Below are 22,336 nucleotides of genomic sequence, written 5' to 3' on the forward strand. Positions count from 1 at the left end.
AACGTCTTCTCCCCTGTTACTCGCCGCTGTTGTCGGCGACTGCGCCGGTCTCACCGGCTGGTGCGGTCTCGCCGACTGCCGCGGTCTCACCGGCTGCCGGAGCGGCGAACTCGTCCGCAGCCCGGTCCCGGGGTGCACCGCGGGACGCCGTCGCGGCGACCGCGGAGGCCTTGACGGCCCGGTGCGGAGCGAGAACCATGATCATGTTTCGACCGTCCTGCTTCGGAGCGGCCTCGACGTATCCCAGCTCCGTGATCTCGGACTCGAGCCGGCGCAGGAGCCGGTAGCCCAGCTCCGGGCGGCTCTGCTCGCGACCGCGGAACATGATCGTCACCTTGACCTTGTCGCCGGCCTTGAGGAACCGCACCACGTGACCCTTCTTGGTCTCGTAGTCGTGCGGGTCGATCTTCGGCCGGAGCTTCATCTCCTTGATGACGGTCTGCTGCTGGTTACGCCGCGCTTCGCGCGCCTTCAGTGCGCTCTCGTACTTGAACTTGCCGAAGTCCATGAGCTTGCACACCGGCGGGCGCGCCATCGGCGCAACCTCGACCAGGTCCAGGTCGACGTCCGCGGCCAGCTGAAGGGCGCGCTCCAGCGGGACGATGCCCACCTGCTCACCCTCGGGGCCGACCAGGCGGACCTCACGTGCCCGGATCTGCTCGTTCACGCGTGGTTCGACGCTGATGGGGCCTCCTCGAGTCGAGTCTCCTGCGTGGCCGACTCCGCGGCCCCCATGGTGGAGGCCGATCCGGAAAGCAGAAGGCCCCGGCGTATGCCAGGGCCCGCTCGACCGGTCGGCACGATCACATGATCGCGCATCCGGCCCCGGGGTGTGCCCGGAACCGGTGACCGGACCCGGCCACCGACTGGGGCGACTCGGGTGGGAGCAGGCGCTCCGCTTCAAGACCACCCGCACGTGGGACACGGGGGCAGTCTGGTCGACTCAGCAAGACTACACCCCCACCCGATCCGCTCCCAAACCGGGCGCGCAACTCAGCCCTCGGGTCGGCCGCCCCCGCGGCCCGGGGCCTGAGCTGGACGGCTCAGCGGGCGGCGAGGGCCGCGAGGTGGGCCTGGTGCAGCCGGCGCAGGGCGCGGACCCCCTCGACCGCCAGCTCCTTATCGGCTGCCTGGAGGGCCACCATCGGCAGCAGGTCGTCGTCGTGCAGCTCCAGGCTCGCCCACGGCGCGCCACGGTCGAAGCGCACCCCCCGAACGACCTCCCAGGGCAGCTCGTACGAGCCGATGACGTTACGCACCCGCACGCCGCGCGCGTCCGCCTCCACCCGGGGCCGGGTGAACAGCAGAATGCCGAGCGCGCCGAAGACGCCCAGGCCGATCATGGCGAGCTGGTCCCCGCGCTGGAAGCTGCCGTAGCCATTGCCGGTCGCGCCGGTCAGCGAGGTGGCCACCAGGCTGAACACCACCAGCAGGACGGCGGCCGACACCCAGCACACCAGCCGGATCCGGCGGGGCCGCAAGGTAACCGGTTCGGTATCGCTCACCCCACCAGTCTGCCATCCGGCCCGCCGGCCCACCCACCGCCACACGCGACCACCTGCCCGCACCTGCGACCCGGGGCACCGGGTCAGCGGGATTCGGCAGGTGGCCCCCGGTGGCCAGCAGGCCCAGCGCGCCGACGATCCACGGTGCCGGAAGGGCCCTGGTCCCGGGAGTCCCCCGGGCGCACCGGGGCCACTGGACCCGCCGGGGATGCCGGGCCCGTCCGGGACCGGGGGACAACCGGACCGGCCGGAGTCGGTGGGCGGGTGCCCCGGCCGGCGACCACCACCGCCAGCAGGGTGAGCAGTGCGCCGACCAGCACCGGCCACCGGAGCCCCGCCCCGCCGGGCAGCGCGACGTCCAGCAGCAGGGCGCCGCCGAGCTGGCCGGCGACCAGGGCCAGCCCGGTGCGCAGCACCCCGACCGCCCGGACCCCGATCATCAGGGCCAGCACGATGCCGACGCCGAGCAGGCCACCGAGATACAGGTACCAGTCGCCCGGCCAGGTCGGCTCGGGGCCGGTGAAGACCCCGGCGAGCGCGGCCACCACCACGATGACCGCGGTGCCCACGGCGAAGTTGATCGCGATGCCGGCCGTGGCGGTGCCGGCGGCGGCGACCCGGCCGTTGAGCGCGGCTTGGAGGGCGACCGCCGCCCCGCCCACGACGGCGAGCAGGATCCCACCGACGGCGACGCCGCCAACCGGCCGGCCGAGCTGGGCCAGGGCGACGGCGAGGACGCCGAGCAGTGCCCCGGTGACCCGGGGGCCGGTCAGCCGCAGCCGCCCGAGCGGGGCCAGCCCGGCCCGGTCCGCCGCGAGCCCGCCGAGGCTGCCCCCGGCCACCTGGGCGATGGTGAAGACCGCGATCCCGAGCACCGGGACGACATACGTGGCGACCGTCACGATCACCGCCCCGCCCAGCCCGCCAAGGTACGTCCACCACGGCAGCCGGGCCCGCCGCAGCGCGTCGAGCCCGGCCCGGGTGGACGGCAGGCCGAGCAGGCCCACGAGGACCACCAGGCACCCACCGATGTTGTTGACCAGCGCGCCGAGCACCGGATCGCCGGCCCGCGCCCCCAGCGTGGCGTTGCCCGCCCCCTGCGCCGCGGAGCCCGCCCCGCCGAGCACCACCAGGGCGAGGGCGACCGCCCGGGGCGGCGGCCTCACAGCCGGCAGGCGTGGATGTTGGTGACCAGGATGGCGCGGGCGCCCAGCTCGTACAGCTCGTCCATGATCCGGTGCACGTCGTCGCTCCGCACCATCGCCTGCACCGCGACCCAGCCCTCGCGGTGCAGCGGCGAGACGGTGGGCGACTCGATGCCGGGGGTGAGCGAGCTGGCCCGCTCGAGCAGCCCGGCCGGCACGTCGTACGCGAGCATCACGTAGCGGCGGGCCACCAGCACCCCGTGCAGCCGGCGCAGGAGTTGCGCCTCCTGGGCGTGCTCGGGGGCCCCGGCGCGGCGGACCAGCACCGCCGAGGAGACCAGCAGCGGGTCGCCGACGATCGCCAGGCCGGCCTGGCGCAGGGTCGCCCCGGTGGAGACCACGTCGGCCACCACGTCGGCCACGCCGAGGCGGACGGCGTTCTCCACCGCGCCGTCGAGCCGGATCACGTCGGCGGTCAGCCCGTGGTCGTCGAGGTAGCGGCGGACCACCCCCGGGTACGCGGTGGCGATCCGGTGCCCGCCCAGCTCCTTCGGCGAGGCGATGGTGTCGGGGCGGGCGGCGAACCGGAAGGTGGCCCCGCCGAAGGCGAGGTCCACCACCTCCTCGGCCGGGGCGCCGGAGTCGACCAGCAGGTCCCGGCCGGTGATGCCGAGGTCCAGGTCGCCGGAGCCGACGTAGGTGGCGATGTCGCGGGGACGCAGGTAGAAGAACTCGACGTCGTTGGCCTCGTCCCGGCAGACCAGGTCCTTGGGGTCGCGGCGCTGCCGGTAACCGGCCTCGCGCAGCATCCCCGCGGCCGGCTCGGCCAGGGTGCCCTTGTTCGGAATGGCGACACGCAGCATGGCGGAGTGCTCCCTCGATCGGTGGAGAAGATCAGCGGACGGGGCACTCACAGATGTCGGTAGACGTCCTTGAGTTCGAGACCGGTGGCGAGCATCAGCACCTGCGCCTGGTAGAGCAGCTGGGAGATCTCCTCGGCCGCCCGCTCCGGGCCCTCGTGCTCGGCGGCCATCCACGACTCGGCCGCCTCCTCGACGACCTTCTTGCCGATGAAGTGCACCCCCTTCTCCAGCGCGGCCACCGTGCCCGAGCCGGGGGTGCCGGCGGCGGCCTTGGCCTGCAGCTCGGCGAACAACTCCTCGAACGTCTTCACGGGGTGCGATTCTTCCAGCACCGGCACGTCGGGGCGCGCAGCGGGTCCCCGCCGGTCCGGCTGTTGACACGGCGGCGGCGGACCGACCGGCCGGAATTCCCTACCGGAACGGTGGGACAACCCTGCACGACGCCCGTCGATGGCTCTACGCTGTCCGCCATGCCCAGCAGCCCCCGCGCCCTCGCGCTCACCGCCGCCGGCACCGTCCTCGTCGCGGTCGCCGCCTGCGCGCCCCAGGACGACGCCCCCCCCGCCACCGCCACCCCCGCCGCCACCGCGGGGCCGGCCTGCACCAGGGACAACCTGCCGACCCGTACGCCGGGCAAGCTCACCGTGGCCACCGACGAGCCGGCGTACGAACCCTGGTTCACCGCCAACAAGCCGGACAACGGCGAGGGCTTCGAGGCCGCCGTGGCGTACGCCGTGGCGGAGAAGCTCGGGTACGCCAAGTCCGACGTCACCTGGACCCGGGTGAAGTTCGACACCGCCATCGCCCCCGGCCCGAAGGAGTTCGACTTCGACATCAACCAGTTCTCCATCACCGAGGAGCGCAAGAAGGCTGTCGACTTCTCCGGCCCGTACCATCTGGTCCGGCAGGCCGTGATCGCCCGGAAGTCCGCGAAGATCGCCGGGACGAAGACCCTGGCCGACCTGCGCGGCGCGAAACTCGGCGCCCAGGTCGGCACCACCAGCTACCAGGCGATCACCCAGGTCATCAGGCCGACGGCCGAGCCGCAGGTCTACAACAGCAACGACGACGCCAAGAAGGCACTGCAGAACGGGCAGATCGACGGCCTCGTGGTGGACCTGCCGACCGCCTTCTACATCACCGGCGCGGAACTCACCGACACGAAGATCGTCGGGCAGCTCCCCCAGGTCGGCACCCCCGAGGCGTTCGGGCTGCTGCTGGACCGCAACTCCCCGCTCACCCCCTGCGTCAGCGGGGCGGTCGGCCAGCTCACCGCCGACGGCACGCTCAAGCGGTTGGAGCAGAAGTGGCTGGCCCAGGTCGCGGGGGCGGCCGAGCTCACGTGACCCTGGCACCCCACCTCCCCTCGCAGGCGCAGCGGCGGCGGGCCGCGTACCGCCGTCGGCAGACCGTCACCAGCGTGCTGGTCGCCGCCGCGTCCACGGCGGCGCTCGGCACGCTGCTGGTCGTCGCCGTGACCGGCGCGCCCGGCTGGGACCGGGTCCGGGAGTCCTTCGCAGACCCGACGATCGCCCGGGACGCGCTGCCGGCGGTGCTCACCGGCCTGTGGCTCAACATCCGGCTGTTGGTCTGCTGCGCGGCCGGCGCGCTGCTGCTCGGGCTGCTGGTCGCGCTCCTGCGCACGCTGCGCGGCCCGGTCTTCTTCCCGGTCCGGGCCCTCGCGGCCGGGTACACGTACACCTTCCGGGGCCTGCCGCTGATCATCGTGCTGTACGTGCTCACCCTCGGCATGCCCGGCCTGCGGTTGCGGGGGATGCCGCCGGTGCTGGTGCTCGGCGGGCTGGCGCTGGTGCTCACCTACGGCGGGTACCTGGCCGAGGTGTTCCGGGCCGGCATCGAGTCGGTCCACCCCAGCCAGCTCGCCGCGGCCCGCTCGCTCGGGCTGACCTACCGGCAGACCATGCGACACGTGGTGCTGCCGCAGGCCGTCCGGCGGGTGGCCCCGCCGCTGCTCAACGACGTGGTGGCGATGCAGAAGGACGTCGGTCTGGTCTCCCTCGCCGGCCCGATCGACGCGGTCCGCGCCGCGCAGATCGCCACGGCCGAGACGTTCAACTACACGCCGTACGTGGTGGCCGGGGTGCTGTTCGTGCTGCTGGCGATCCCGCTGATCGCGGTCACCGACGCGGTGACGCTGCGGGCGGCCCGCCGCCAGGGAAGGGGCTGACGATGTCGCTGCTGCGGTGCCGAGGGCTGCGCAAGACGTACGGCGGCCACGTCGTGCTCGACGGGCTGGACCTGACCGTGGACGAGCACCGGGTGGTGGCGCTGATCGGGGCGTCCGGCTCGGGCAAGTCGACCCTGTTGCGCTGCGTCAACCTGCTGGAGACCCTCGACGACGGCACCATCGAGCTGGACGGGGAGGACGTCTCCGACCCCCGGGTCGACCCGGACCGGGTGCGCCGGCGGGTCGGGATGGTCTTCCAGTCGTACAACCTCTTCCCGCACCTGAGCGTGCTCGACAACGTCACCCTGGCCCCGGTGCGGGTGCACCGGCGGGCCCGCGCCGAGGCACAGGCGCAGGCCCGGGAACTGCTGGACCGGGTGGGGCTCGGTGAGAAGGCCGACGCCTACCCCGACCAGCTCTCCGGCGGCCAGCAGCAGCGGGTGGCGATCGTCCGGGCCCTGGCCAACTCCCCCCGACTGATGCTGCTCGACGAGGTCACCTCCGCGCTGGACCCGGAACTGGTCGGCGAGGTGCTGAACCTGATCCGCGACCTCAAGGCCGACGGGATGACCATGGTGCTGGCCACCCACGAGATGAGCTTCGCCCGCGAGGTCGCCGACCAGGTCTGCTTCCTCGACGGCGGACGGGTGATCGAAACCGGGCCACCGGAACGGGTGCTGGGCGAACCGACCGAGCCGCGCACCCGCCAGTTCCTGCACCGCATCATCGCCGCCGGCCGACTCTGAGACTGAAAGGAGGTAGGCGGTGGCCCTGGACACTCCGAGCCCGGCCGCGAGAGTGGGTCTTGTCTTCGCCCTTACGGAACCACGCCAGGACGAGGAGTGCCTGGTAGAAGCAGGTCAGGGCGCGGTTACCCGGTCGGGTTCCTACCGCGTGACGCTCGGCGCGTAGCAGCCGCGCGACCGCACCGCTTCTCTTGTGTGCTCCCATACACCCATGTATATATGAGGAACGATACTGATTCCGGAACCGCGCATTCGGTACACGGGCGCGGTCTCGGAACCGAGGGAGGATAAGGAGTGTCGTGACCAAGACCGGGAAATTAGGAACACGTCTGGGCATCTTCAGTGCGATTGTCGCTGGCACCGTCTCGCTGACGACGGCGACCCCCGCAAGCGCCGCCGCGGTAAACGGCGGGTGGTACCCCTCCGGCACCGCGTGCTACCAGGCCGGCAGCAATGCAGTCGACCGGCCGGACGAGCGTTACCGCGACTATTTGTGCACCTATTCCGCCAGCCACAACCCGCACTGGCACCTGACCCTCTACACCACCTGATCTCCACCGCCGCACGTAGAGGCCCCCGGAGTTTTGCCGAGTGGTGATGACGTAGTTCGTGGTGCTGGGCTGGCTGCGGGGGCTGAAGGCGCCGACCTGGTCGGCGCGAGCATCTCGGTGGTCCGCCACGGCGGCCGGCCTCGGGAATGACTCCCGGCGCCGGCCGCCGCCGTACGTGCCGCACTCCCCACCGGCGAGCGCCGGGGCGCCCTGCACACCGGCCAACTCCGGGCCGGGTTCCACGCCGGTCGGCTCCGGGACCGGGGCCGGTCAACGACGGGGCGGTGGACCGGCGGGACCGGTCAGCGGCCGAAGCCGAGCCGCTGTCCGGCGGCGGCGGCCAGGCCGCGCACGGCCAGCGCGGCGTCCAGCGCCGCCACCGTGGCCGACCAGCCCTTGTCCTCCGCCGAGCCGGGCAGCCCGGCCCGGTCCCGGGCCTGCTCGAGGCTGTCCACGGTGAGCACCCCGTGCGCGACCGGCTTGCCCTCGTCGAGGGCGACCCGGGTCAGCCCGTCGGTGACCGAGCGGCAGACGTAGTCGAAGTGGGCGGTGGCGCCGCGCACCACCACGCCGAGGGCGACCACCACGTCGAAGCGGCGGGCCATCGCCTGGGCGACCACCGGCAGCTCCACCGACCCGGCGACGCGGGCCACCACGGCGCGCGCGCCGCACGCCTCGGCGGCGGCCACCGCCCGGTCGACCATGTGGTCGGTCAGCTCACCGTGCCAGCGCGCGGCGACGATCCCGACCGTCATCCCGGCGGCGTCCACCGCCGTCACCCCGGGCTCACCGAATCCCGCCATCGCTACGCTCCGATCTCGTCGTCGGTGACCGGGCGACCCATCGGGGCCTCGGTCACCTCGTCCAACTCGTCCAACAGGTGGCCCATCCGGTCGCGCTTCGTGCGCAGGTAGCGGACGTTCTCCGGTTGCGGCTGCACCGGCAGTCCCTCCCGGCCGGTGACGGTCAGGCCGTACCCCTCCAGCCCGGCCCGCTTGGCCGGGTTGTTGGTCAGCAGCCGCATCGAGCGCACGCCCAGGTCGTAGAGGATCTGCGCGCCCGTGCCGTAGTCCCGGGCGTCCGCCGGCAGCCCCAGGTCGAGGTTCGCGTCGACGGTGTCCCGGCCCAGGTCCTGCAACTGGTACGCCTGGAGCTTGTGCAGCAGCCCGATCCCGCGCCCCTCGTGCCCGCGCACGTAGAGCACCACCCCGCGGCCCTCCCGGGCGACCCGGGCCAGCGCGGCCTGCAACTGCGGGCCGCAGTCGCAGCGCAGCGAGCCGAACACGTCGCCGGTGAGGCACTCCGAGTGCACCCGGACCAGCACGTCCTCCCCGTCGCCGAGCTCCCCGAAGACGAGGGCGACGTGCTCGGCCGGGTCGTGCTCGGCGCGGTAACCCAGCGCCCGGAACACGCCGTACGGGGTGGGCATCCGGGCCACCGCCACCTGCTCCACCTGCTTCTCGGTGTGCCGCCGGTGGGCCACCAGGTCGGCGATGGTCACCAGGGTCAGGCCGTGCTCGGCGCAGAACTTCTCCAGGTTGGGCAACCGCATCATGGTGCCGTCGTCGTTGACCAGCTCGCAGAGCACGCCGGCGGGACGCAGCCCGGCCAGCCGGGTCAGGTCGATCGCCGCCTCGGTGTGCCCGGCCCGGCGCAGCACCCCGCCCTCGCGGGCCCGCAGCGGCACCACGTGCCCGGGCCGGGCCAGGTCGGTCGGGTCGGTGGACGCGGCGGCGAGCAGCCGGATGGTGTGCGCCCGGTCGGCCGCCGAGATGCCCGTGCTGACCCCCTCCCGGGCGTCCACGGTCACGGTGTACGCGGTGCCCCGCCGGTCCTGGTTGGTGTGGTGCATCGGTGGCAGGTCCAGCCGGTCGCACTCGCCCTCGGTCAGCGGCACGCAGATGTAGCCCGAGGTGTAGCGGACCATGAACGCGACCAGCTCCGGGGTGGCCAACTCGGCCGCGAAGATCAGGTCGCCCTCGTTCTCCCGGGCCGCGTCGTCGACCACGACGACGGGCCGGCCGGCGGCGATGTCCGCCACCGCCTGCTCGATGCTGGCGAAAGTGCTCATGCGACGGCCTCCGAGTAGGTGGACGGGAGCGGGACGCGGGTCGGGTGGACGGCGCGTGAGGCACGCCACCAGGCGGCGAAGCCCCAGGCGCAGAAGGCGCCGTAGACGAGGTACATGACGGCGGACGGGTAGAACCCGCCGCGCAGCAGCAGTGGCACGCCGACGGCGTCCACCACGATCCAGATCAGCCAGAACTCCACCCAGCCGCGGGCCATGCCGTAGGTGGCCAGCAGGCTGCCGGTCAGGATCCAGGCGTCGGGCAGCGGCCCCCAGGAGCCGAGCGCGGCCAGCACCGGGTACGCGACGGCGGTGCCTACGGCGGCGGCCACCAGCAGGCCGAGTCGCTCCCGGCCGGTGGCCCAGCGCGGCACGACCGCGGCGTGGTCGCCGTCGGCGCCGAGGCGGCGGTTGCGCGACCAGCGCCACCAGCCGTAGAGGCTGACGGCGAAGAAGAACACCTGCCGGCCGGCCTGGCCGTAGAGGTCGTGCGCCTGCGGGGTGACGAACACCCCACCGAGGAACACGGTCAGCAGCAGCGCGTTGCCGACCATGCCGACCGGCCAGGCCCAGACCACGCGGCGCAGGCCGAGCAGCGCCGAGGCCAGGCCGAAGACGTTGCCGACGATCTCCCGCACCAGCACCGGCGAGCCGGCGACGTGCAGCTGGGCGTCGAGCAGCCAGCCGAGCGGCTCCGTCACCGCTGGCCCCCGCCGGCGGCCCGGTCGCCGAGCAGCCGCTCGACGTACTTGGCCAGCACGTCCACCTCCAGGTTGACCGGGTCGCCAACGGCGCGGGCGCCGAGGGTGGTCAGCTTGAGGGTGGTGGGGATCAGCCCTACGGCGAACCAGTCCGGCCCGACGTCGGCCACCGTCAGCGACACCCCGTCGACGGTGATCGAGCCCTTCTCGACCACGTACCGGGCGAGGGCGCAGGGGAGGCGGAAGCGGACCGTCTCCCACTGCTCGGCCGGCTCCCGGGACAGCACCTCGCCCACCCCGTCGACGTGGCCCTGCACGATGTGCCCGCCGAGCCGGCTGTTCAGCGCGGCGGCGCGTTCCAGGTTGACCGGCGCGCCGGGCCCCAGCCCGCCGAGGGCGGAGCGGCGCAGCGTCTCCCCCATCACGTCGGCGGTGAAGGCGCCGGCGCCGACGTCGACCACGGTGAGACAGACTCCGTTGACCGCGATGGAGTCGCCGTGCCTCGCGTCGGCGGTGACCAGCGGGCCGCGAACGGCGACCAGCGCCGAGTCACCCCCGGTCTCGGTCACTGCGACGACCTCGCCCAGCTCCTCGACGATGCCGGTGAACATGTCAGCCCTCCCTCTTCCGGGGCAGCGCGGTGATCCGCAGGTCGGGACCGATCTGCGTAACGTCGGTGATCTCCAGGTCGATGGCGTCGGCGATGGTCGTCACCCCGGCGTCGGCCAGCGCGGTCGGCCCGGCGCCGAGCAGCCTCGGCGCGACGTACCCGACGACCCGGTCGACCAGGCCGGCGGAGAGGAACGCGCCGGCCAGGCTGGGGCCGCCCTCCAGCAGCGCGGCCCGCACCCCCCGGCGGTGCAGCTCCGCCAGCAGCGCCGGCAGGTCGACCCGGCCGTCCGGGCCGGCGCCGACCTGCCCGGCGGTGGCGATCCACGTCTCGGCGGCGCCGTCGCGGACCCGGGCCCCGGCGGGGGTACGCCCGAGGCTGTCCACCACCACCCGCAGCGGCTGCCGGATGGCCAGGGTGCCGTCGCGCAGGTTGCGCACGGTGAGCCGGGGGTCGTCGGCCAGGACGGTGCCCACCCCGGCGATCACCGCATCGACCGTGCCGCGCAGCGCGTGCACGTCGGCTCGGGCCTCCTCCGAGGTGATCCACATGCTGGTGCCGTCGACGGCGGCGGAGCGCCCGTCGAGGGTGGCCGCGAACTTCCACACCACGTACGGCCAGCCCCGGCGCACGGAGGTGAGCCAGGTGACGTTCCCGGCCTCGGCCTCGGCGGCGCGCACCCCGAACTCGACCCGTACGCCGGCGGCGCGCAGGGTGGCGGCGCCGCCGGCCGCCACCGGGTCGGGGTCGGGCACGGCGACGACCACCCGGGAGACGCCTGCGACGATCAGGGCGCGGCTGCACGGGCCGGTGCGGCCGGTGTGGTCGCAGGGCTCCAGGGTGACCACGGCGGTACCGCCCCGGGCCCGCCGGCCGGCCTGGGCGAGCGCGACGATCTCGGCGTGCGGTCCGCCCGCGTACGCGTGGAATCCCTCCCCGACGACCTCGCCGTCCGGATCGAGCAGCACGCAGCCGACCACGGGGTTGGGGCTGGCGGTGCCGAGCCCGCGGGCCGCGAGCGCGATCGCCCGACGCATCGCCTCGTCCACGGAGCCGCTGTCCATCGCCCCTGCCCTCTCGCTCGCCGGTCCGCGCGCGGGCGGGTCGGGAGGGCACGGGCAGGCGGCGGCGGATTCCGGGGACGGCGAAGCCGACCCCGGGGAAGCCCGGACAGCGCTGAGGTCAGCGGCCGGCAGGGCCCGCCCCGTCCCGCGCGCTGTCTCCCATCCGGACTTTCTGGGGGTGGGCTTGCCCGCCCCCAACCGTCGGCCCCGGAATCTCACCAGGTCCACCGGGCGGCAGTCGCCGTCCGGGTCGCGGGCTTACCACGGTCGCACCGTGGATCACCGCCGGTTCGGAATTACACCGAGTCCCGCCAGCGCGTGGTGGGTACCTCAGAAGTGTGGCACGACACGCGCCACGCGTCTGCCCTCGGGGAGCTACCTCACACAGGTAGGCAATATTCAAGAAAGACTGCGTCGCCGGTCGACCGCCACGTACGAACCCGGCTGGCTCTTGGCCACGGACTTCATCTCGGAGGCGGCCGCGATCGCCTCCAGCGGATTGATGAGCCGCTTGCCGCCGTCGGACACGGACACCCCGATCGACAGGGTGACCAGCGCCGCGCGCCGGATGTTGCCCCGGCGGTCCTTCAGCTCGACGTAGCCGCGCTCGGCGTCGGACGGGTCGTAGAGCCGGTCGGCGGCGGTCTCGAAGTCCACGACCGCCCGGGAGGTCAGCGGCCGGACCTGCTCGGGGGCGCAGACGATGACGAAGTCGTCGCCGCCGACGTGACCGAGGAAGGCCGGTGGCAGCCCGATCGCGACGACCGCCCGGTGCAGGCTGCGGGCCAACGCGGAGATGAACTCGTCGCCCCGGACGAAGCCGTACCGGTCGTTGACGCTCTTGAACCGGTCGATGTCGACGTAGCCGACCGCGTAGTCGACGCCGCTGCGCACCCGGTCGGTGATCTCCCGGCGGATCCGGGAGTTGCCGGGCAGGCCGGTCAGCGGGGAGACCTCGCGGAACTCCTTGTTGCGCCGCAGGGTGGAGCTGACCCGGGCCACCAGTTCGGCGGTGTCGAAGGGCTTGACCAGGTAGTCGTCCGCGCCGGCGCTGAGCCCGTGGACCTTGTCCACGGTCATCCCCTTGGCGGTCAGCATGATCACCGGAAGGGCGGAGGTCATCGGGTCGGCGCGCAGCCGCCGGGTCAGCTCCAGCCCGTCGATGCGCGGCATCATCAGGTCGACCACCGCCAGGTCCGGCCGCTGCCGCTCGATCACCTCGAGCGCCTCCTGGCCGTCGCCGGCGTGGATCACCTCGAAGCCGTGCAGCCGTAGGTTGAACTCGACGAACCGGGCGATGTCGGCGTCGTCGTCGACGACGAGGATGACGTCGGGTCGTTCCTCGGCCGGCTCCACTTCAGACCCCGGTGACCGCGCGCTCCGCCAGGCCCCGCAGGCGGCGGACCGCCTCGGCGGGGTCGTCGGCGCCGTAGACCGCGGTGCCGGCGACGAAGGCGTCCGCCCCGGCGGCGGCGGCCTGTTCGATGGTGTCCGCGGCGATCCCGCCGTCGACCTCGATGCGCAGCTCCAGGTGGCCCGCGTCGACGTGCCGCCGGGCGGCCCGCACCTTGTCCAGCAGCTCCGGGACGAACCGCTGCCCGCCGAAGCCGGCCTTGATCGTCATGATCAGCAGCGTGTCGAAGCTGGGCAGCAGCTCCAGGTACGGCTCGATCGGGGTGTCCCGGTCGATGGCCAGCCCTGCCTTCGCCCCGGCGGCCCGCAGGTCCTTCGCCAGCGCCACCGGGTTGTCGCACGCCTCGGCGTGGAACGTGACGTTGTACGCCCCCGCGTCGGCGTACCCGGGGGCCCAGCGGTGCGGATCGGTGATCATCAGGTGCACGTCGAACGGCAGCTCGGTCGCCGCCCGCAGGCTCTGCACCACGGGCAGCCCGATGGTCAGGTTCGGCACGAAGTGGTTGTCCATGACATCGACGTGCAGCCAGTCCGCGGCACCCTCGACGGCGCGGACCTCCTCGGCCAGACGGGCGAAATCGGCGGCGAGGATGCTGGGCGCGACGATCAGCGGCGGTACGGTCACCGGGCCAGTGTACGAATGCGGTCGTCCGCCGCCCGCAGCGCGGCACCATGCGGGACACTCTGCGACCCGGCCGTGACGGCTCGTGCGTATTCCCCCGGGCCGGGCGGAAGATCCGGACGGCCGGACAGCCCCGCCGGCCGATCGACCGGAACGCCGCGAGAGTCCATGCGGGACGAACGCCGGTGCCGTATGCTCCCGCACCGTGGCGCGACCGGCGACGAAGGCCGGTGATCCGCGACCACCGGCGACGGGGAGGTCGGGCGGATGCGGCGATGGTGGACGGCGGTCGCCGTGGGTGCGGGCGCGGCGGTGGCGTTGGCCGGCTGCGGCACACCGGCCGGGGTCGACGGTGACCTCGCCGACGACTGGCGGGCGATGGCCGCGCCGACGCAGTTCGTGCCGGCCGCCGGGACCTGCCACACCACGTTCTCCGACGTCGGCTACCTCAGCGGCTACAACCCGGTGGACTGCGGCACGACCCACCGGGTGGAGACCTTCCACGTCGGCACGCTGACCGGCCCGGCCGCCGAGCTGAGTGCTCCCCCGACCGCCGGGTCGACCGGAATGAAGGCCATCCGCGCCGAGTGCGACCGGGAGGTCAACAAGGCCGTCGGCGCCGACTGGCGCGCGGGCCGACTGTTCCTGTCCACGGTCTTCCCGCCCCGGCAGGCGTGGGCGGGCGGGGCGCGGTGGTTCCGCTGCGACCTCAACGAGGTGGAGAGCGTCGACGACTCCAGCGTCGTGCCCCGCAGCGGCAGCCTCAAGGGCGCGCTGACCGGGAACTCCACCCTGGTCCACCGCTGCTTCAACCCGAAGATCGTCAAGGACGACGTCAAGTCGATGGCCCCCACCCCGTGCACCAGCAAGCACCGGGTCGAGTTCGTCGGGGTCTACCGGGCACCGGACATCGCCTACGGCCAGCTCGACAAGAACCGGCTGCGCATCCACCGGGGGTGCCGGTCCCTGCTCGCCTCGTACGCCAAGGTCCCCGACAACAGCGACCTGCAGTACCGGGCGGGGACGATCTTCTACCACCCCAGCGAGGAGGAGTGGAAGGACGGCAGCCGGGGGGTGCAGTGCTTCCTCTGGGTCGACCGCAACCTCACCCGCTCGGCGAAGGGCGCCGGGGCCAAGGTCCTGCCGGTCCAGTGACCCGACCCGCCGGGGCGGCGGGGAGCTGACGTAGAAGGAGGGGGCGGCCGGTCCGGCCGCCCCCTCCTTCTACGTGTCGCTCAGCCCCGGCGCAGCACGGCGAGGAACATGGCGTCGGTGCCGTGCCGGTGCGGCCACAACTGCACCGACGGCCCGTCGCCCAACCCCGGCATCCCGGCCGGCAGCAACGGTCGGGCGTCGACGAAGTCCGCCGGCACCCCCGCACGCCGGGCCGCCTCGGTCACCGTCACGTGCGTCTCCACCGTGTGCGGGGAGCAGGTCACGTAGGCCACCAGGCCGCCCGGGCGAACCGCCCGCAGCGCCGCCACCAACAGCTCCCGCTGCAACCGGGTCAGCGGTGGCAGGTCCGACGGCTGCTTGCGCCAGCGGGCCTCCGGCCGGCGGCGCAACGCGCCCAGCCCGGTGCACGGTGCGTCGACCAGCACCCGGTCGAAGTGCCCCTCCGGCAGCTCCGGGTCGGCGCCGACGGTGCGCCCGTCGGTGTGCAGCACGTCGACCGGCAGCCCTCGGGTGGCCTGGGTGACCAGCCGGGCCCGGTGCTCGGCGACCTCGACGGCGGTCAGCCGGGCACCGCGCTGGGCGGCGAGCGCCCCGAGCAGCGCGGACTTCCCGCCGGGCCCGGCACACAGGTCCAGCCAGTGGCTGTCCGAGCCGTCCAGCGGGGCGACCGCCAGGGCGGTGGCCACCAGTTGGGAGCCCTCGTCCTGGACGTGTGCCCGGCCTTCGACCAGCGCCGGCAGGTCGCCGGGGGCACCCCCGGAGAGGTAGACCGCGTACGGGGAGAACGCCCCGGGGGCGCCCCCGGCCTCGTCGGCCAGCTCGACCGGATCGGCCCGGCCCGGCCGGGCGCACAGGTGCACCGGCGGGCGCTCGTTGTTCTCGATCAGCAGGCGGGTGGTCTCGCCCAGGTCGCCGCCGAGCGCCTCGGCGAACGACCGCACGATCCACTGCGGGTGGCTGTAGGCCAGGGCCAGGTGCCCGATCGGGTCGGTCTCGAACGCCGGGGCGAGCTTCGCCACCCAGGCGTCGGCGTCCCGGCTGGCCACCTCGCGCAGCACCGCGTTGGCGAAGCCGGTGGCGCTGATGCCGACCGTACGGACCAGGTCGACCGTCGAGGAGACAGCCGCGTGCGCTGGCACTCGGGTGTGCAGGATCTGGTACGCGCCCAGCCGCAACGCGTCGCGCACCGGCGGGTCGATCCGGGACACGTCCCGGCCTGCGGCGTCGGTGAGGATCGCGTCGAGGGTGCCGGTGTGCCGCAGCGAGCCGTAGGTCAGCTCGGTGGCGAAGGCGGCGTCCCGGCCGGTCAGCCCCTCCTCGCGCAGCATCGCCGGCAGCACCAGGTTGGCGTACGCGTCGTCCCGGTGCACCGCCGCGACGGCCTGGTATGCGACGTACCGGGGCAGGTCCACGGCGGGCCGCACCGGCCGCCGGCCGCCCTGCCGGTCCTCGCCGCCCCGACCGCCCCGGGCCGACCGGTCGCCGTAGCCTGGCCGGTCGCCGTAGCCTGGCCGGTCGCCGTAGCCTGGCCGGTCGCCGTAGCCTGGCCGGTCGCCCCGCGGGCCGCCCGACGACCGCTCGGGACGCCGGTCGCGCTGCTCGTCGTACCGGCGCGCGGGCCGTTCCGTCGGTCCGGTCATGCGAGCTCCTCCCCTGCGGCGACCCGGGCGCCGCGCGCCCAGTCGCCCGCCGGCATGGCCTTCTTGCCCGCCGCCCGCACCTCGCCGAGGGCCACCGGAACGGTGCCCGTGCCGGCCAGCACCCGGGACTTCTCCACCAGCAGCTCGCCCGGCTTCAGCTCGGGGGCGTCCGGCACCGGGACGACCGGGCCGAGCTTGACCCGCTCGCCCCGGAACGTGGTCCACGGGCCGGGAGCCGGGGTGCATGCGCGAACCCGCCGGTCCACCGCGAACGCGGGGTCGCCCCAGCGCACCCGGGCGTCCTCGACGGTCAGCTTCGGCGCGAGCGACACCCCGTCGGCCGGCTGCGGCTCGGCCCGGCCGGTGCCGGCCGCGATCGCGTCGAGGACGGCCACCAGTAGGCCGGCGCCGGAGTGGGCGAGCCGCTCCAGCAGGTCACCGGAGGTGTCGGTGGGGCGGATCTCGTCGGTGAGGGTGCCGTAGACCGGGCCGGTGTCCAGCCCTTCCTCCAGCTCGAAGACGCTCGCGCCGGTCAGCTCGTCGCCGTGCAGCACGGCGTGCTGGACCGGAGCCGCGCCGCGCCACGCGGGCAGCAGCGAGAAGTGCAGGTTGACCCAGCCGTGCCGGGGGATCTCCAGCGCGGCCGGGGGCACCAGCGCGCCGTAAGCGACCACCGGGACGCAGTCGGGGGCCAGCTCGCGCAGCCGATCGAGGAACTCCGGCTCGCGCGGGCGGGCCGGGGTGAGCACCTCGACGCCGTGCTCGTCGGCCCACGTGCCGACGGGCGAGCGGACCAGGCCCCGGCCCCGGCCCGCGGGGGCGTCGGGACGGGTGACGACGGCGACCAGCTCGTGGTCGGAGGCCGCGACGGCGGCCAGGGCGGGAACGGCGACGGCCGGGGTGCCGGCGAAGACGAGGCGCACCGGCGTCACCGGCCCAGACCGAAGGGGCTGCCGACGGCGTGCGGGTTGAGCTTGACCGTCGGCGGGGTGGTCGGGTCGTACCAGTCCGCCTGGCGGATCGCCTTCATCGCCTCCTTGCGGCCGTCCGGGTCCAGCCGGTCGACGAAGAGCACGCCGTCGAGGTGGTCGGTCTCGTGCTGGACGCAGCGGGCCATCAGGCCGGTGCCGACGAACTGCACCGGGTCGCCGTAGCCGTTGTAGCCCTTGGCGATCACGTTCTGCCGGCGCTTGGTGTCGAAGTAGAGCCCGGGGATGGACAGGCAGCCCTCCGGGCCGTCCTGCTCCTCGGCGTCGGGAAACTCCAGCACCGGGTTGACCAGGTGGCCGAGCACGTCGTCGACGTCGAAGGCGAACACCCGCAGGCCCACGCCGAGCTGCGGCGCGGCCAGGCCGGCGCCGTTCTGCTCACGCATCGTGTCGGTCAGGTCGGCGACGAGCTTGCGCAGCTCGGCGTCGAAGTCGACCACCGGATCGGCCGGTGTGCGCAGCACCGGGTCCCCGAACAGACGGATGGGCTGGACGGTCACTCGGGGGTGCTCCTTCGGTCGGACGACGGTCGTGCCGTACCAGTCTACGGAGTGCGCTCGGTGACGCCGGCCGGCGTACCGCGATCGGTGGCCGGGGACTCGTCGCGCAGGGTGACTGGCACCGGTGGCGTAGTCACGCGGGGTCAGCCGGGCCCGGCGCTCGCACGCCGGCTCGCGGGATCGGCCCTCAGGCGCCCGGGGCCGGGTCGCCCGCGAGCACGGTCTCCCCGGCGCGCAGGCAGTGCTCCGGAAGCGGGAGCTGGATCTTGTGGGCCGCCTCCCAGTCGTACACGATGCCGGGGCGGACCTGGGCGGCGAAGTAGTCCACCGCGCTCATCCCGCCGACCACCGGCTCCTCCACCTCGGCGACCAGCCGCGCGGGGACCAGCGGGAACCCGTTCTGCAGGGCGGCGCTGAGCCGGCGGTGGCCGTCGACGACGAAGAAGTACTCCCCGGTGAAGCCGATGGTCAGCGGCTCCAGCGCCTCGTCGCCGCCGTCGGCGACCTCACCGACGAACCCGGCGTCCCACAGCCCGCGCAGCGTGCCGATGTCCTCCGTCGGGTAGACCCGGGCCGGGTCGAGCAGCAGCAGCGGGGGGGCGTCGCGGAGCACGTCGGCACCGATCCGACCCTCGTACACGTCGATGATGTGGTTGATCACCTGCTCCGGGTTGGCCCGGGTGGAGTCGCAGATCAGGTCGTAGTTGCGCAGCCGGGCCTTGTCGACGCCGTAGCGGACGACGAACCGGCCCCGCTCGCTCTCGCTGCGCTCGCGCAGCTTGGCCTTCGCCTCCTCCAGGGAGGCGTAGCTCTCGGCCGGGCCGGAGGGGCGGGCCAGCACCCGGCGGGCGGCCTCGGTCGGCTCGGTGATCATGTGCACCTTGAGCGCGTCGGTGAAGAAGTGCCAGGCCAGCCGGGAGTCCATCACCAGGCTCTCGCCGGAGGCGGCGATGTCCTGCTGGAGCTGGTCGACGTAGCCGTCGACGGCCTGGTCCAGCTCGGCGTGCAGGTTGAGCTGGAGCGCGGTCATGTCCCGCTCCTGCGCCATCTGGCGGTAGAGGTCGCCGACGCTCACCCGGCGCAGCTCCAGCCGCTTGGCGATCTCGACGGAGACGGTGCTCTTGCCGCTGCCGAGGTCACCGTTGAAGACGATCGATTGACGAACGGTCACCACTGGTCCACCCCTGATCACCGGCTGATTGACATCATCGACATGGCGTCCTACCGACGCGCTTCCGCCATCGTCGCGCGATCCGTGCGCCCAGGCATGACGGGCGATGCTATCACGCAGGCGCCAGCACGGACGGTGACGGCGCTCGGAACCGGCCGCCGGCCGTGGGCGGGGCGCGAGCCGTGCCGGCCCGCGCGGCGGCGCTCACTCAGAACATGGTCAGCGGGTCGACCTGGAGACGCACCGGGTCGGCCGCCTTGCGGGCGGCGCGGACCCCGGCGGCCGAGTGCAGCGCCCCGGCCAGGGCCGCCGCCCGGGCCCGGGGCACCCGGACCAGCATCCGCTCCCGGTCGCCGTCGGCGGGAACCGGACCGAGTAGCTCGGCCTCCTCGGGCAGCCGGGCCTCGGCCAGCAGGTCGGCCACCGCGTCGGCCGAGCCGGTGACGCTGGCCATCCGCACCGCCGGGGGGAAGCCCAGCTCGCGGCGCTCGGCCAGTTCCCGGGCGGCGAACCAGGCGGCGTCCCAGCGCAGCAGCGCCTGCACCGGGGCGAGGGCGCCGTCGGCGACCACCACCACCCGGCCGCCGGCCCCGGCGGGGCGGGCCAGCGCGGCGGCGGCCAGCCAGCGGCGCAGCGCCTCCTCGCCGGCCCGCAGGTCGGCCCGGGTGAGCAGGGCCCACGAGTCGAGCAGCAGGACCGCGCCGTAGCCGCCCTCGGCGACCGGCTCGGCGCCGGGGGTGGCCACCACCAGGCCGGCTCCGCCGGGCACGGCGGTGAGCACCTCCTCCCGACCGGAGGTGCGTACCGGCACGCCGGGGAAGGCCCGGCCCAGCTCCTCGGCGGTGCGCCGGGCGCCGGTGACGGAGGCCCGCAACCGCCGCCCCCCACACTCCGGGCAGGCATATGCGGCGGCGATCCGGCCGCACCAGCGGCACGTGGGCGGGCCGTCGGCCGACGGCAGGGCGAGCGGCCCGGCGCAGTGCGGACAGCGGGCCGGGGTCCGGCACTCGGCGCAGGAGATCGAGGGCAGGTAGCCGCGGCGGGGCACCTGGACCAGCACCGGCGCGTCGGCGCGGACCGCGTCGCGGGCGGCGGTCCAGGCCAGGCTGGGCAGCCGGGCCGTGGCCGCGCCGGGGTCGCGGGCCAGTTGCGGGTCGTCGCCGGTCGGCGCGACGGCGGGAGTACGCGTCCGCACCGTGGCCCGGTCGGCGACCACCTCCCGGGCCCAGCCGGTCTCCACCAGCAGTTGCGCCTCGGCGCTGCGCGCGTACCCGCCGACCAGGGCCGCCGCGTCGGCGAGCTGGGCGCGGGTGAGCAGCACCTCGCGGGCGTGCGGGTAGGGCGCGCGCGGCTCTGCGTGCAGGTCGTCGCCGTCGTCGATGATCGCGACCAGGCCGAGCCGGGCCACCGGGGCGAACATGGCCGCCCGGGTGCCGATCACGACGGGTACGTCCCCGCGCCGGGCCGCCAGGAACGCGCGGTAGCGCCGGGCCGGGCCGGCGGCGGCGGCCAGGGTGACGTGCCGGCCGTCACCCAGTGCGACGGTCAGCGCCGCGTCGAGGCGGTCGAGGTCCCGGGCGTCGGGAACCACGACGACGGCGCCCCGGCCGCCGGCCACGGTGGCGGCGACCGCCTCGGCGTACCGGGCGGGCCAGTCCTCCCCGGGCAGGGCGGACCAGACCGCGCGGACGGGCCGGCCCTCGGTCAGGGCACGCAGGAACGCCGGCCCGGCCGGGTACGCCCGCCAGCCGTCCGCCTCGGGGGAGGCCAGCGGGGCCGGGGGCTCGGGCGGGGTGTGGGGCTCCTTCTCCACCCGGGCGTGCCGGGGCGGCACGGCCAGCCGGAGCACGTCGGCGAGGCTGCCGGCGTACCGGTCGGCGACGGCCCGGGCCAGCCCGGCGACCTCGGGGGCCAGCACGGGCTCCGACGAGACGACCTTCTCCAGGTACGCGAGCTTGCCGGTGTGCCCGGAGTCGTCGGCCCGCTCGAGCAGCCAGCCATCGACGAGCTGGCCGGCGAAGCGCACCTTCACCCGCGTCCCGGGGGCCGCGGCCTCGTCCAGCTCGGCGGGGACCAGGTAGTCGAAGGGGCGGTCGAGGTGGGCCAGCGGGACGTCCACGCAGACACGAGCGACCGGCGACCCGTCCGCAGGTCGCCGGTCGCTGCGCCTGGTGCCGGTCAGGCTCCCGCGGCCGACTTGAGGTCGGCGGCCCGGTCGGTGCTCTCCCAGGTCAGGTCGGGCAGTTCCCGGCCGAAGTGGCCGTACGCCGCGGTCTGCCGGTAGATCGGGCGGAGCAGGTTCAGGTCCCGGATGATGGCGGCCGGGCGCAGGTCGAAGACCTCGGACACGGCCTTCTCGATCGAGGCGACCGCCACCGTCTCGGTGCCGAACGTCTCGATGAACAGGCTCACCGGGTGGGCCTTGCCGATCGCGTACGCGACCTGCGCCTCGCAGCGCTCGGCGAGGCCGGCGGCCACCACGTTCTTGGCCACCCAACGCATCGCGTACGCCGCCGAGCGGTCCACCTTGGACGGGTCCTTGCCGGAGAACGCGCCGCCACCGTGCCGGGCGTACCCGCCGTACGTGTCGACGATGATCTTCCGACCGGTCAGGCCGGCGTCACCCATCGGGCCGCCGATCTCGAACCGCCCGGTCGGGTTGACCAGCAGCCGGTAGCCGTCGGTGTCGAGGCCGAGGCCGTCCAGCTCCGGGGCGATGACGTGGTCGCGCACGTCCGGGGTGAGCAGGGAGTCCAGCGAGATGTCGGCCGCGTGCTGGCTGGACACGACGACCGTGTTGAGCCGGACCGGGCGCAGCCCCTCGTACTCGATGGTGACCTGGGTCTTGCCGTCCGGCCGCAGGTACGGGATCGTGCCGTCCTTGCGCACCGCGGTCAGCCGGCGGGCCAGCCGGTGCGCCAGGGCAATCGGCAGCGGCATCAGCTCGGGCGTCTCCGAGCAGGCGAAGCCGAACATCATGCCCTGGTCGCCGGCGCCCTGGGCGTCCAGGGCGCTCTCCGACGAACCGGTGCGCAGCTCCATCGCGTTGTCCACGCCCTGCGCGATGTCCGGGGACTGGGCCCCGATGGACACGCTGACGCCGCAGGAGGCCCCGTCGAAACCCTTCTTCGAGGAGTCGTAGCCGATTTCGAGGATCGTCTCCCGGACGATCGTGGGGATGTCGGCGTATGCCTTGGTCGTCACCTCGCCGGCCACGTGCACCTGGCCGGTGGTGATCAGGGTCTCGACGGCCACCCGACTGTGCGCGTCCTGGGTGAGCAGTGCGTCGAGAATGCCGTCGCTGATCTGGTCGGCGATCTTGTCCGGGTGGCCTTCCGTGACCGATTCGGACGTGAAGAGGCGGCGTGTCACGGCACTCCTAGA

Annotated in this window: 23 protein-coding genes; 5 read left to right on the forward strand and 18 right to left on the reverse strand. The window is 74.1% G+C overall.

The genetic code is table 11. From position 1 onward, the window contains the following. Positions 1-16: 16 nt before the first annotated feature. The 5 genes from infC to OG559_RS00260 form a co-directional block, all read right to left on the reverse strand. Complete coding sequence (gene infC / locus OG559_RS00240) at positions 17-667, reverse strand: translation initiation factor IF-3 (RefSeq protein ID WP_396673825.1); 651 nt, start codon at positions 665-667, stop codon at positions 17-19. 376 nt (positions 668-1,043) lie between these two features. After that, on the reverse strand, positions 1,044-1,505 hold the full coding sequence (locus OG559_RS00245) for a PH domain-containing protein (RefSeq protein ID WP_405110806.1): 462 nt from the start codon (positions 1,503-1,505) through the stop codon (positions 1,044-1,046). 83 nt (positions 1,506-1,588) lie between these two features. After that, the gene (locus OG559_RS00250) at positions 1,589-2,671 is read right to left on the reverse strand and encodes a DMT family transporter (RefSeq protein WP_405110809.1); all 1,083 of its coding nucleotides are present in this window, start codon (positions 2,669-2,671) and stop codon (positions 1,589-1,591) included. Beyond that, positions 2,668-3,513 carry an ATP phosphoribosyltransferase gene (hisG, locus tag OG559_RS00255; RefSeq protein WP_405110812.1) on the reverse strand — a complete coding sequence of 282 codons (846 nt, stop codon included), beginning with the start codon at positions 3,511-3,513 and terminating at the stop codon, positions 2,668-2,670. Before hisG ends, OG559_RS00250 begins: the two co-directional genes overlap by 4 nt. A 47-nt stretch (positions 3,514-3,560) precedes the next feature. Further along, complete coding sequence (locus OG559_RS00260) at positions 3,561-3,824, reverse strand: phosphoribosyl-ATP diphosphatase (protein ID WP_036375234.1); 264 nt, start codon at positions 3,822-3,824, stop codon at positions 3,561-3,563. 159 nt (positions 3,825-3,983) lie between these two features. Between OG559_RS00260 and OG559_RS00265 the strand changes: the two genes are divergently transcribed. The 4 genes from OG559_RS00265 (at position 3,984) to OG559_RS00280 (ending at position 6,998) form a co-directional block, all read left to right on the forward strand. Beyond that, the gene (locus tag OG559_RS00265; protein ID WP_405110815.1) at positions 3,984-4,859 is read left to right on the forward strand and encodes a transporter substrate-binding domain-containing protein; all 876 of its coding nucleotides are present in this window, start codon (positions 3,984-3,986) and stop codon (positions 4,857-4,859) included. Further along, on the forward strand, positions 4,856-5,701 hold the full coding sequence (locus tag OG559_RS00270; protein ID WP_405110818.1) for an amino acid ABC transporter permease: 846 nt from the start codon (positions 4,856-4,858) through the stop codon (positions 5,699-5,701). The genes OG559_RS00265 and OG559_RS00270 overlap by 4 nt, the downstream gene beginning before the upstream one ends. Positions 5,702-5,703: 2 nt before the next feature. Next, positions 5,704-6,447 (forward strand): amino acid ABC transporter ATP-binding protein, encoded by a 744-nt coding sequence (locus OG559_RS00275; protein WP_405110820.1) that lies wholly within the window; start codon positions 5,704-5,706, stop codon positions 6,445-6,447. Positions 6,448-6,746: 299 nt separating this feature from the next. Then, positions 6,747-6,998, forward strand: a complete 252-nt coding sequence (locus tag OG559_RS00280) for a hypothetical protein (protein WP_405110823.1) — start codon at positions 6,747-6,749, stop codon at positions 6,996-6,998. 302 nt (positions 6,999-7,300) lie between these two features. Here the strand turns inward: OG559_RS00280 and ribH are convergent, their stop codons facing one another. From ribH to rpe, 7 genes are all read right to left on the reverse strand, one after another. Beyond that, positions 7,301-7,801, reverse strand: coding sequence for a 6,7-dimethyl-8-ribityllumazine synthase (gene ribH / locus OG559_RS00285; protein WP_405110826.1), 501 nt, complete (start codon positions 7,799-7,801; stop codon positions 7,301-7,303). A gap of 2 nt (positions 7,802-7,803) precedes the next feature. Next, positions 7,804-9,069 (reverse strand): bifunctional 3,4-dihydroxy-2-butanone-4-phosphate synthase/GTP cyclohydrolase II, encoded by a 1,266-nt coding sequence (locus tag OG559_RS00290; protein ID WP_405110829.1) that lies wholly within the window; start codon positions 9,067-9,069, stop codon positions 7,804-7,806. Then, positions 9,066-9,767, reverse strand: a complete 702-nt coding sequence (gene pnuC, locus OG559_RS00295; RefSeq protein ID WP_405110832.1) for a nicotinamide riboside transporter PnuC — start codon at positions 9,765-9,767, stop codon at positions 9,066-9,068. The genes OG559_RS00290 and pnuC overlap by 4 nt, the downstream gene beginning before the upstream one ends. Then, complete coding sequence (locus OG559_RS00300) at positions 9,764-10,378, reverse strand: riboflavin synthase (protein WP_405110835.1); 615 nt, start codon at positions 10,376-10,378, stop codon at positions 9,764-9,766. The genes pnuC and OG559_RS00300 overlap by 4 nt, the downstream gene beginning before the upstream one ends. A gap of 1 nt (position 10,379) precedes the next feature. Then, entirely contained in the window at positions 10,380-11,441 is a 1,062-nt protein-coding gene (gene ribD, locus OG559_RS00305; RefSeq protein ID WP_405110838.1) for a bifunctional diaminohydroxyphosphoribosylaminopyrimidine deaminase/5-amino-6-(5-phosphoribosylamino)uracil reductase RibD, read from the reverse strand. A 399-nt stretch (positions 11,442-11,840) separates the two neighbouring features. Then, positions 11,841-12,797, reverse strand: a complete 957-nt coding sequence (locus OG559_RS00310; RefSeq protein WP_387019190.1) for a response regulator — start codon at positions 12,795-12,797, stop codon at positions 11,841-11,843. 1 nt (position 12,798) lies between these two features. Beyond that, a complete protein-coding gene (gene rpe / locus OG559_RS00315; protein ID WP_396673838.1) occupies positions 12,799-13,479 on the reverse strand; it encodes a ribulose-phosphate 3-epimerase in 681 nt (226 codons plus the stop codon). A 264-nt stretch (positions 13,480-13,743) separates the two neighbouring features. Here rpe and OG559_RS00320 point away from each other — a divergent pair, with 264 nt between their 5' ends. After that, positions 13,744-14,631: a septum formation family protein gene (locus OG559_RS00320; protein WP_405110843.1), complete on the forward strand. Its 888-nt coding sequence runs from the start codon at positions 13,744-13,746 to the stop codon at positions 14,629-14,631. An 80-nt stretch (positions 14,632-14,711) separates the two neighbouring features. Here the strand turns inward: OG559_RS00320 and OG559_RS00325 are convergent, their stop codons facing one another. The 6 genes from OG559_RS00325 to metK form a co-directional block, all read right to left on the reverse strand. Continuing rightward, positions 14,712-16,292 carry an RsmB/NOP family class I SAM-dependent RNA methyltransferase gene (locus tag OG559_RS00325; RefSeq protein ID WP_405110846.1) on the reverse strand — a complete coding sequence of 527 codons (1,581 nt, stop codon included), beginning with the start codon at positions 16,290-16,292 and terminating at the stop codon, positions 14,712-14,714. After that, positions 16,289-17,215: a methionyl-tRNA formyltransferase gene (fmt, locus tag OG559_RS00330; RefSeq protein ID WP_405116289.1), complete on the reverse strand. Its 927-nt coding sequence runs from the start codon at positions 17,213-17,215 to the stop codon at positions 16,289-16,291. The genes OG559_RS00325 and fmt overlap by 4 nt, the downstream gene beginning before the upstream one ends. Before the next feature lie 5 nt (positions 17,216-17,220). Next, positions 17,221-17,781, reverse strand: coding sequence for a peptide deformylase (gene def / locus OG559_RS00335; RefSeq protein ID WP_405110848.1), 561 nt, complete (start codon positions 17,779-17,781; stop codon positions 17,221-17,223). Between the two features lie 187 nt (positions 17,782-17,968). After that, the gene (locus OG559_RS00340) at positions 17,969-18,952 is read right to left on the reverse strand and encodes an AAA family ATPase (RefSeq protein ID WP_405110851.1); all 984 of its coding nucleotides are present in this window, start codon (positions 18,950-18,952) and stop codon (positions 17,969-17,971) included. A gap of 208 nt (positions 18,953-19,160) precedes the next feature. Beyond that, positions 19,161-21,071: a primosomal protein N' gene (locus tag OG559_RS00345; RefSeq protein WP_405110854.1), complete on the reverse strand. Its 1,911-nt coding sequence runs from the start codon at positions 21,069-21,071 to the stop codon at positions 19,161-19,163. Between the two features lie 59 nt (positions 21,072-21,130). Next, a complete protein-coding gene (gene metK / locus OG559_RS00350) occupies positions 21,131-22,324 on the reverse strand; it encodes a methionine adenosyltransferase (RefSeq protein ID WP_396673845.1) in 1,194 nt (397 codons plus the stop codon). Positions 22,325-22,336 lie beyond the last annotated feature (12 nt).

It is taken from the genome of Micromonospora sp. NBC_01405, from assembly GCF_045040155.1.
Classification (GTDB): Bacteria; Actinomycetota; Actinomycetes; order Mycobacteriales; family Micromonosporaceae; genus Micromonospora.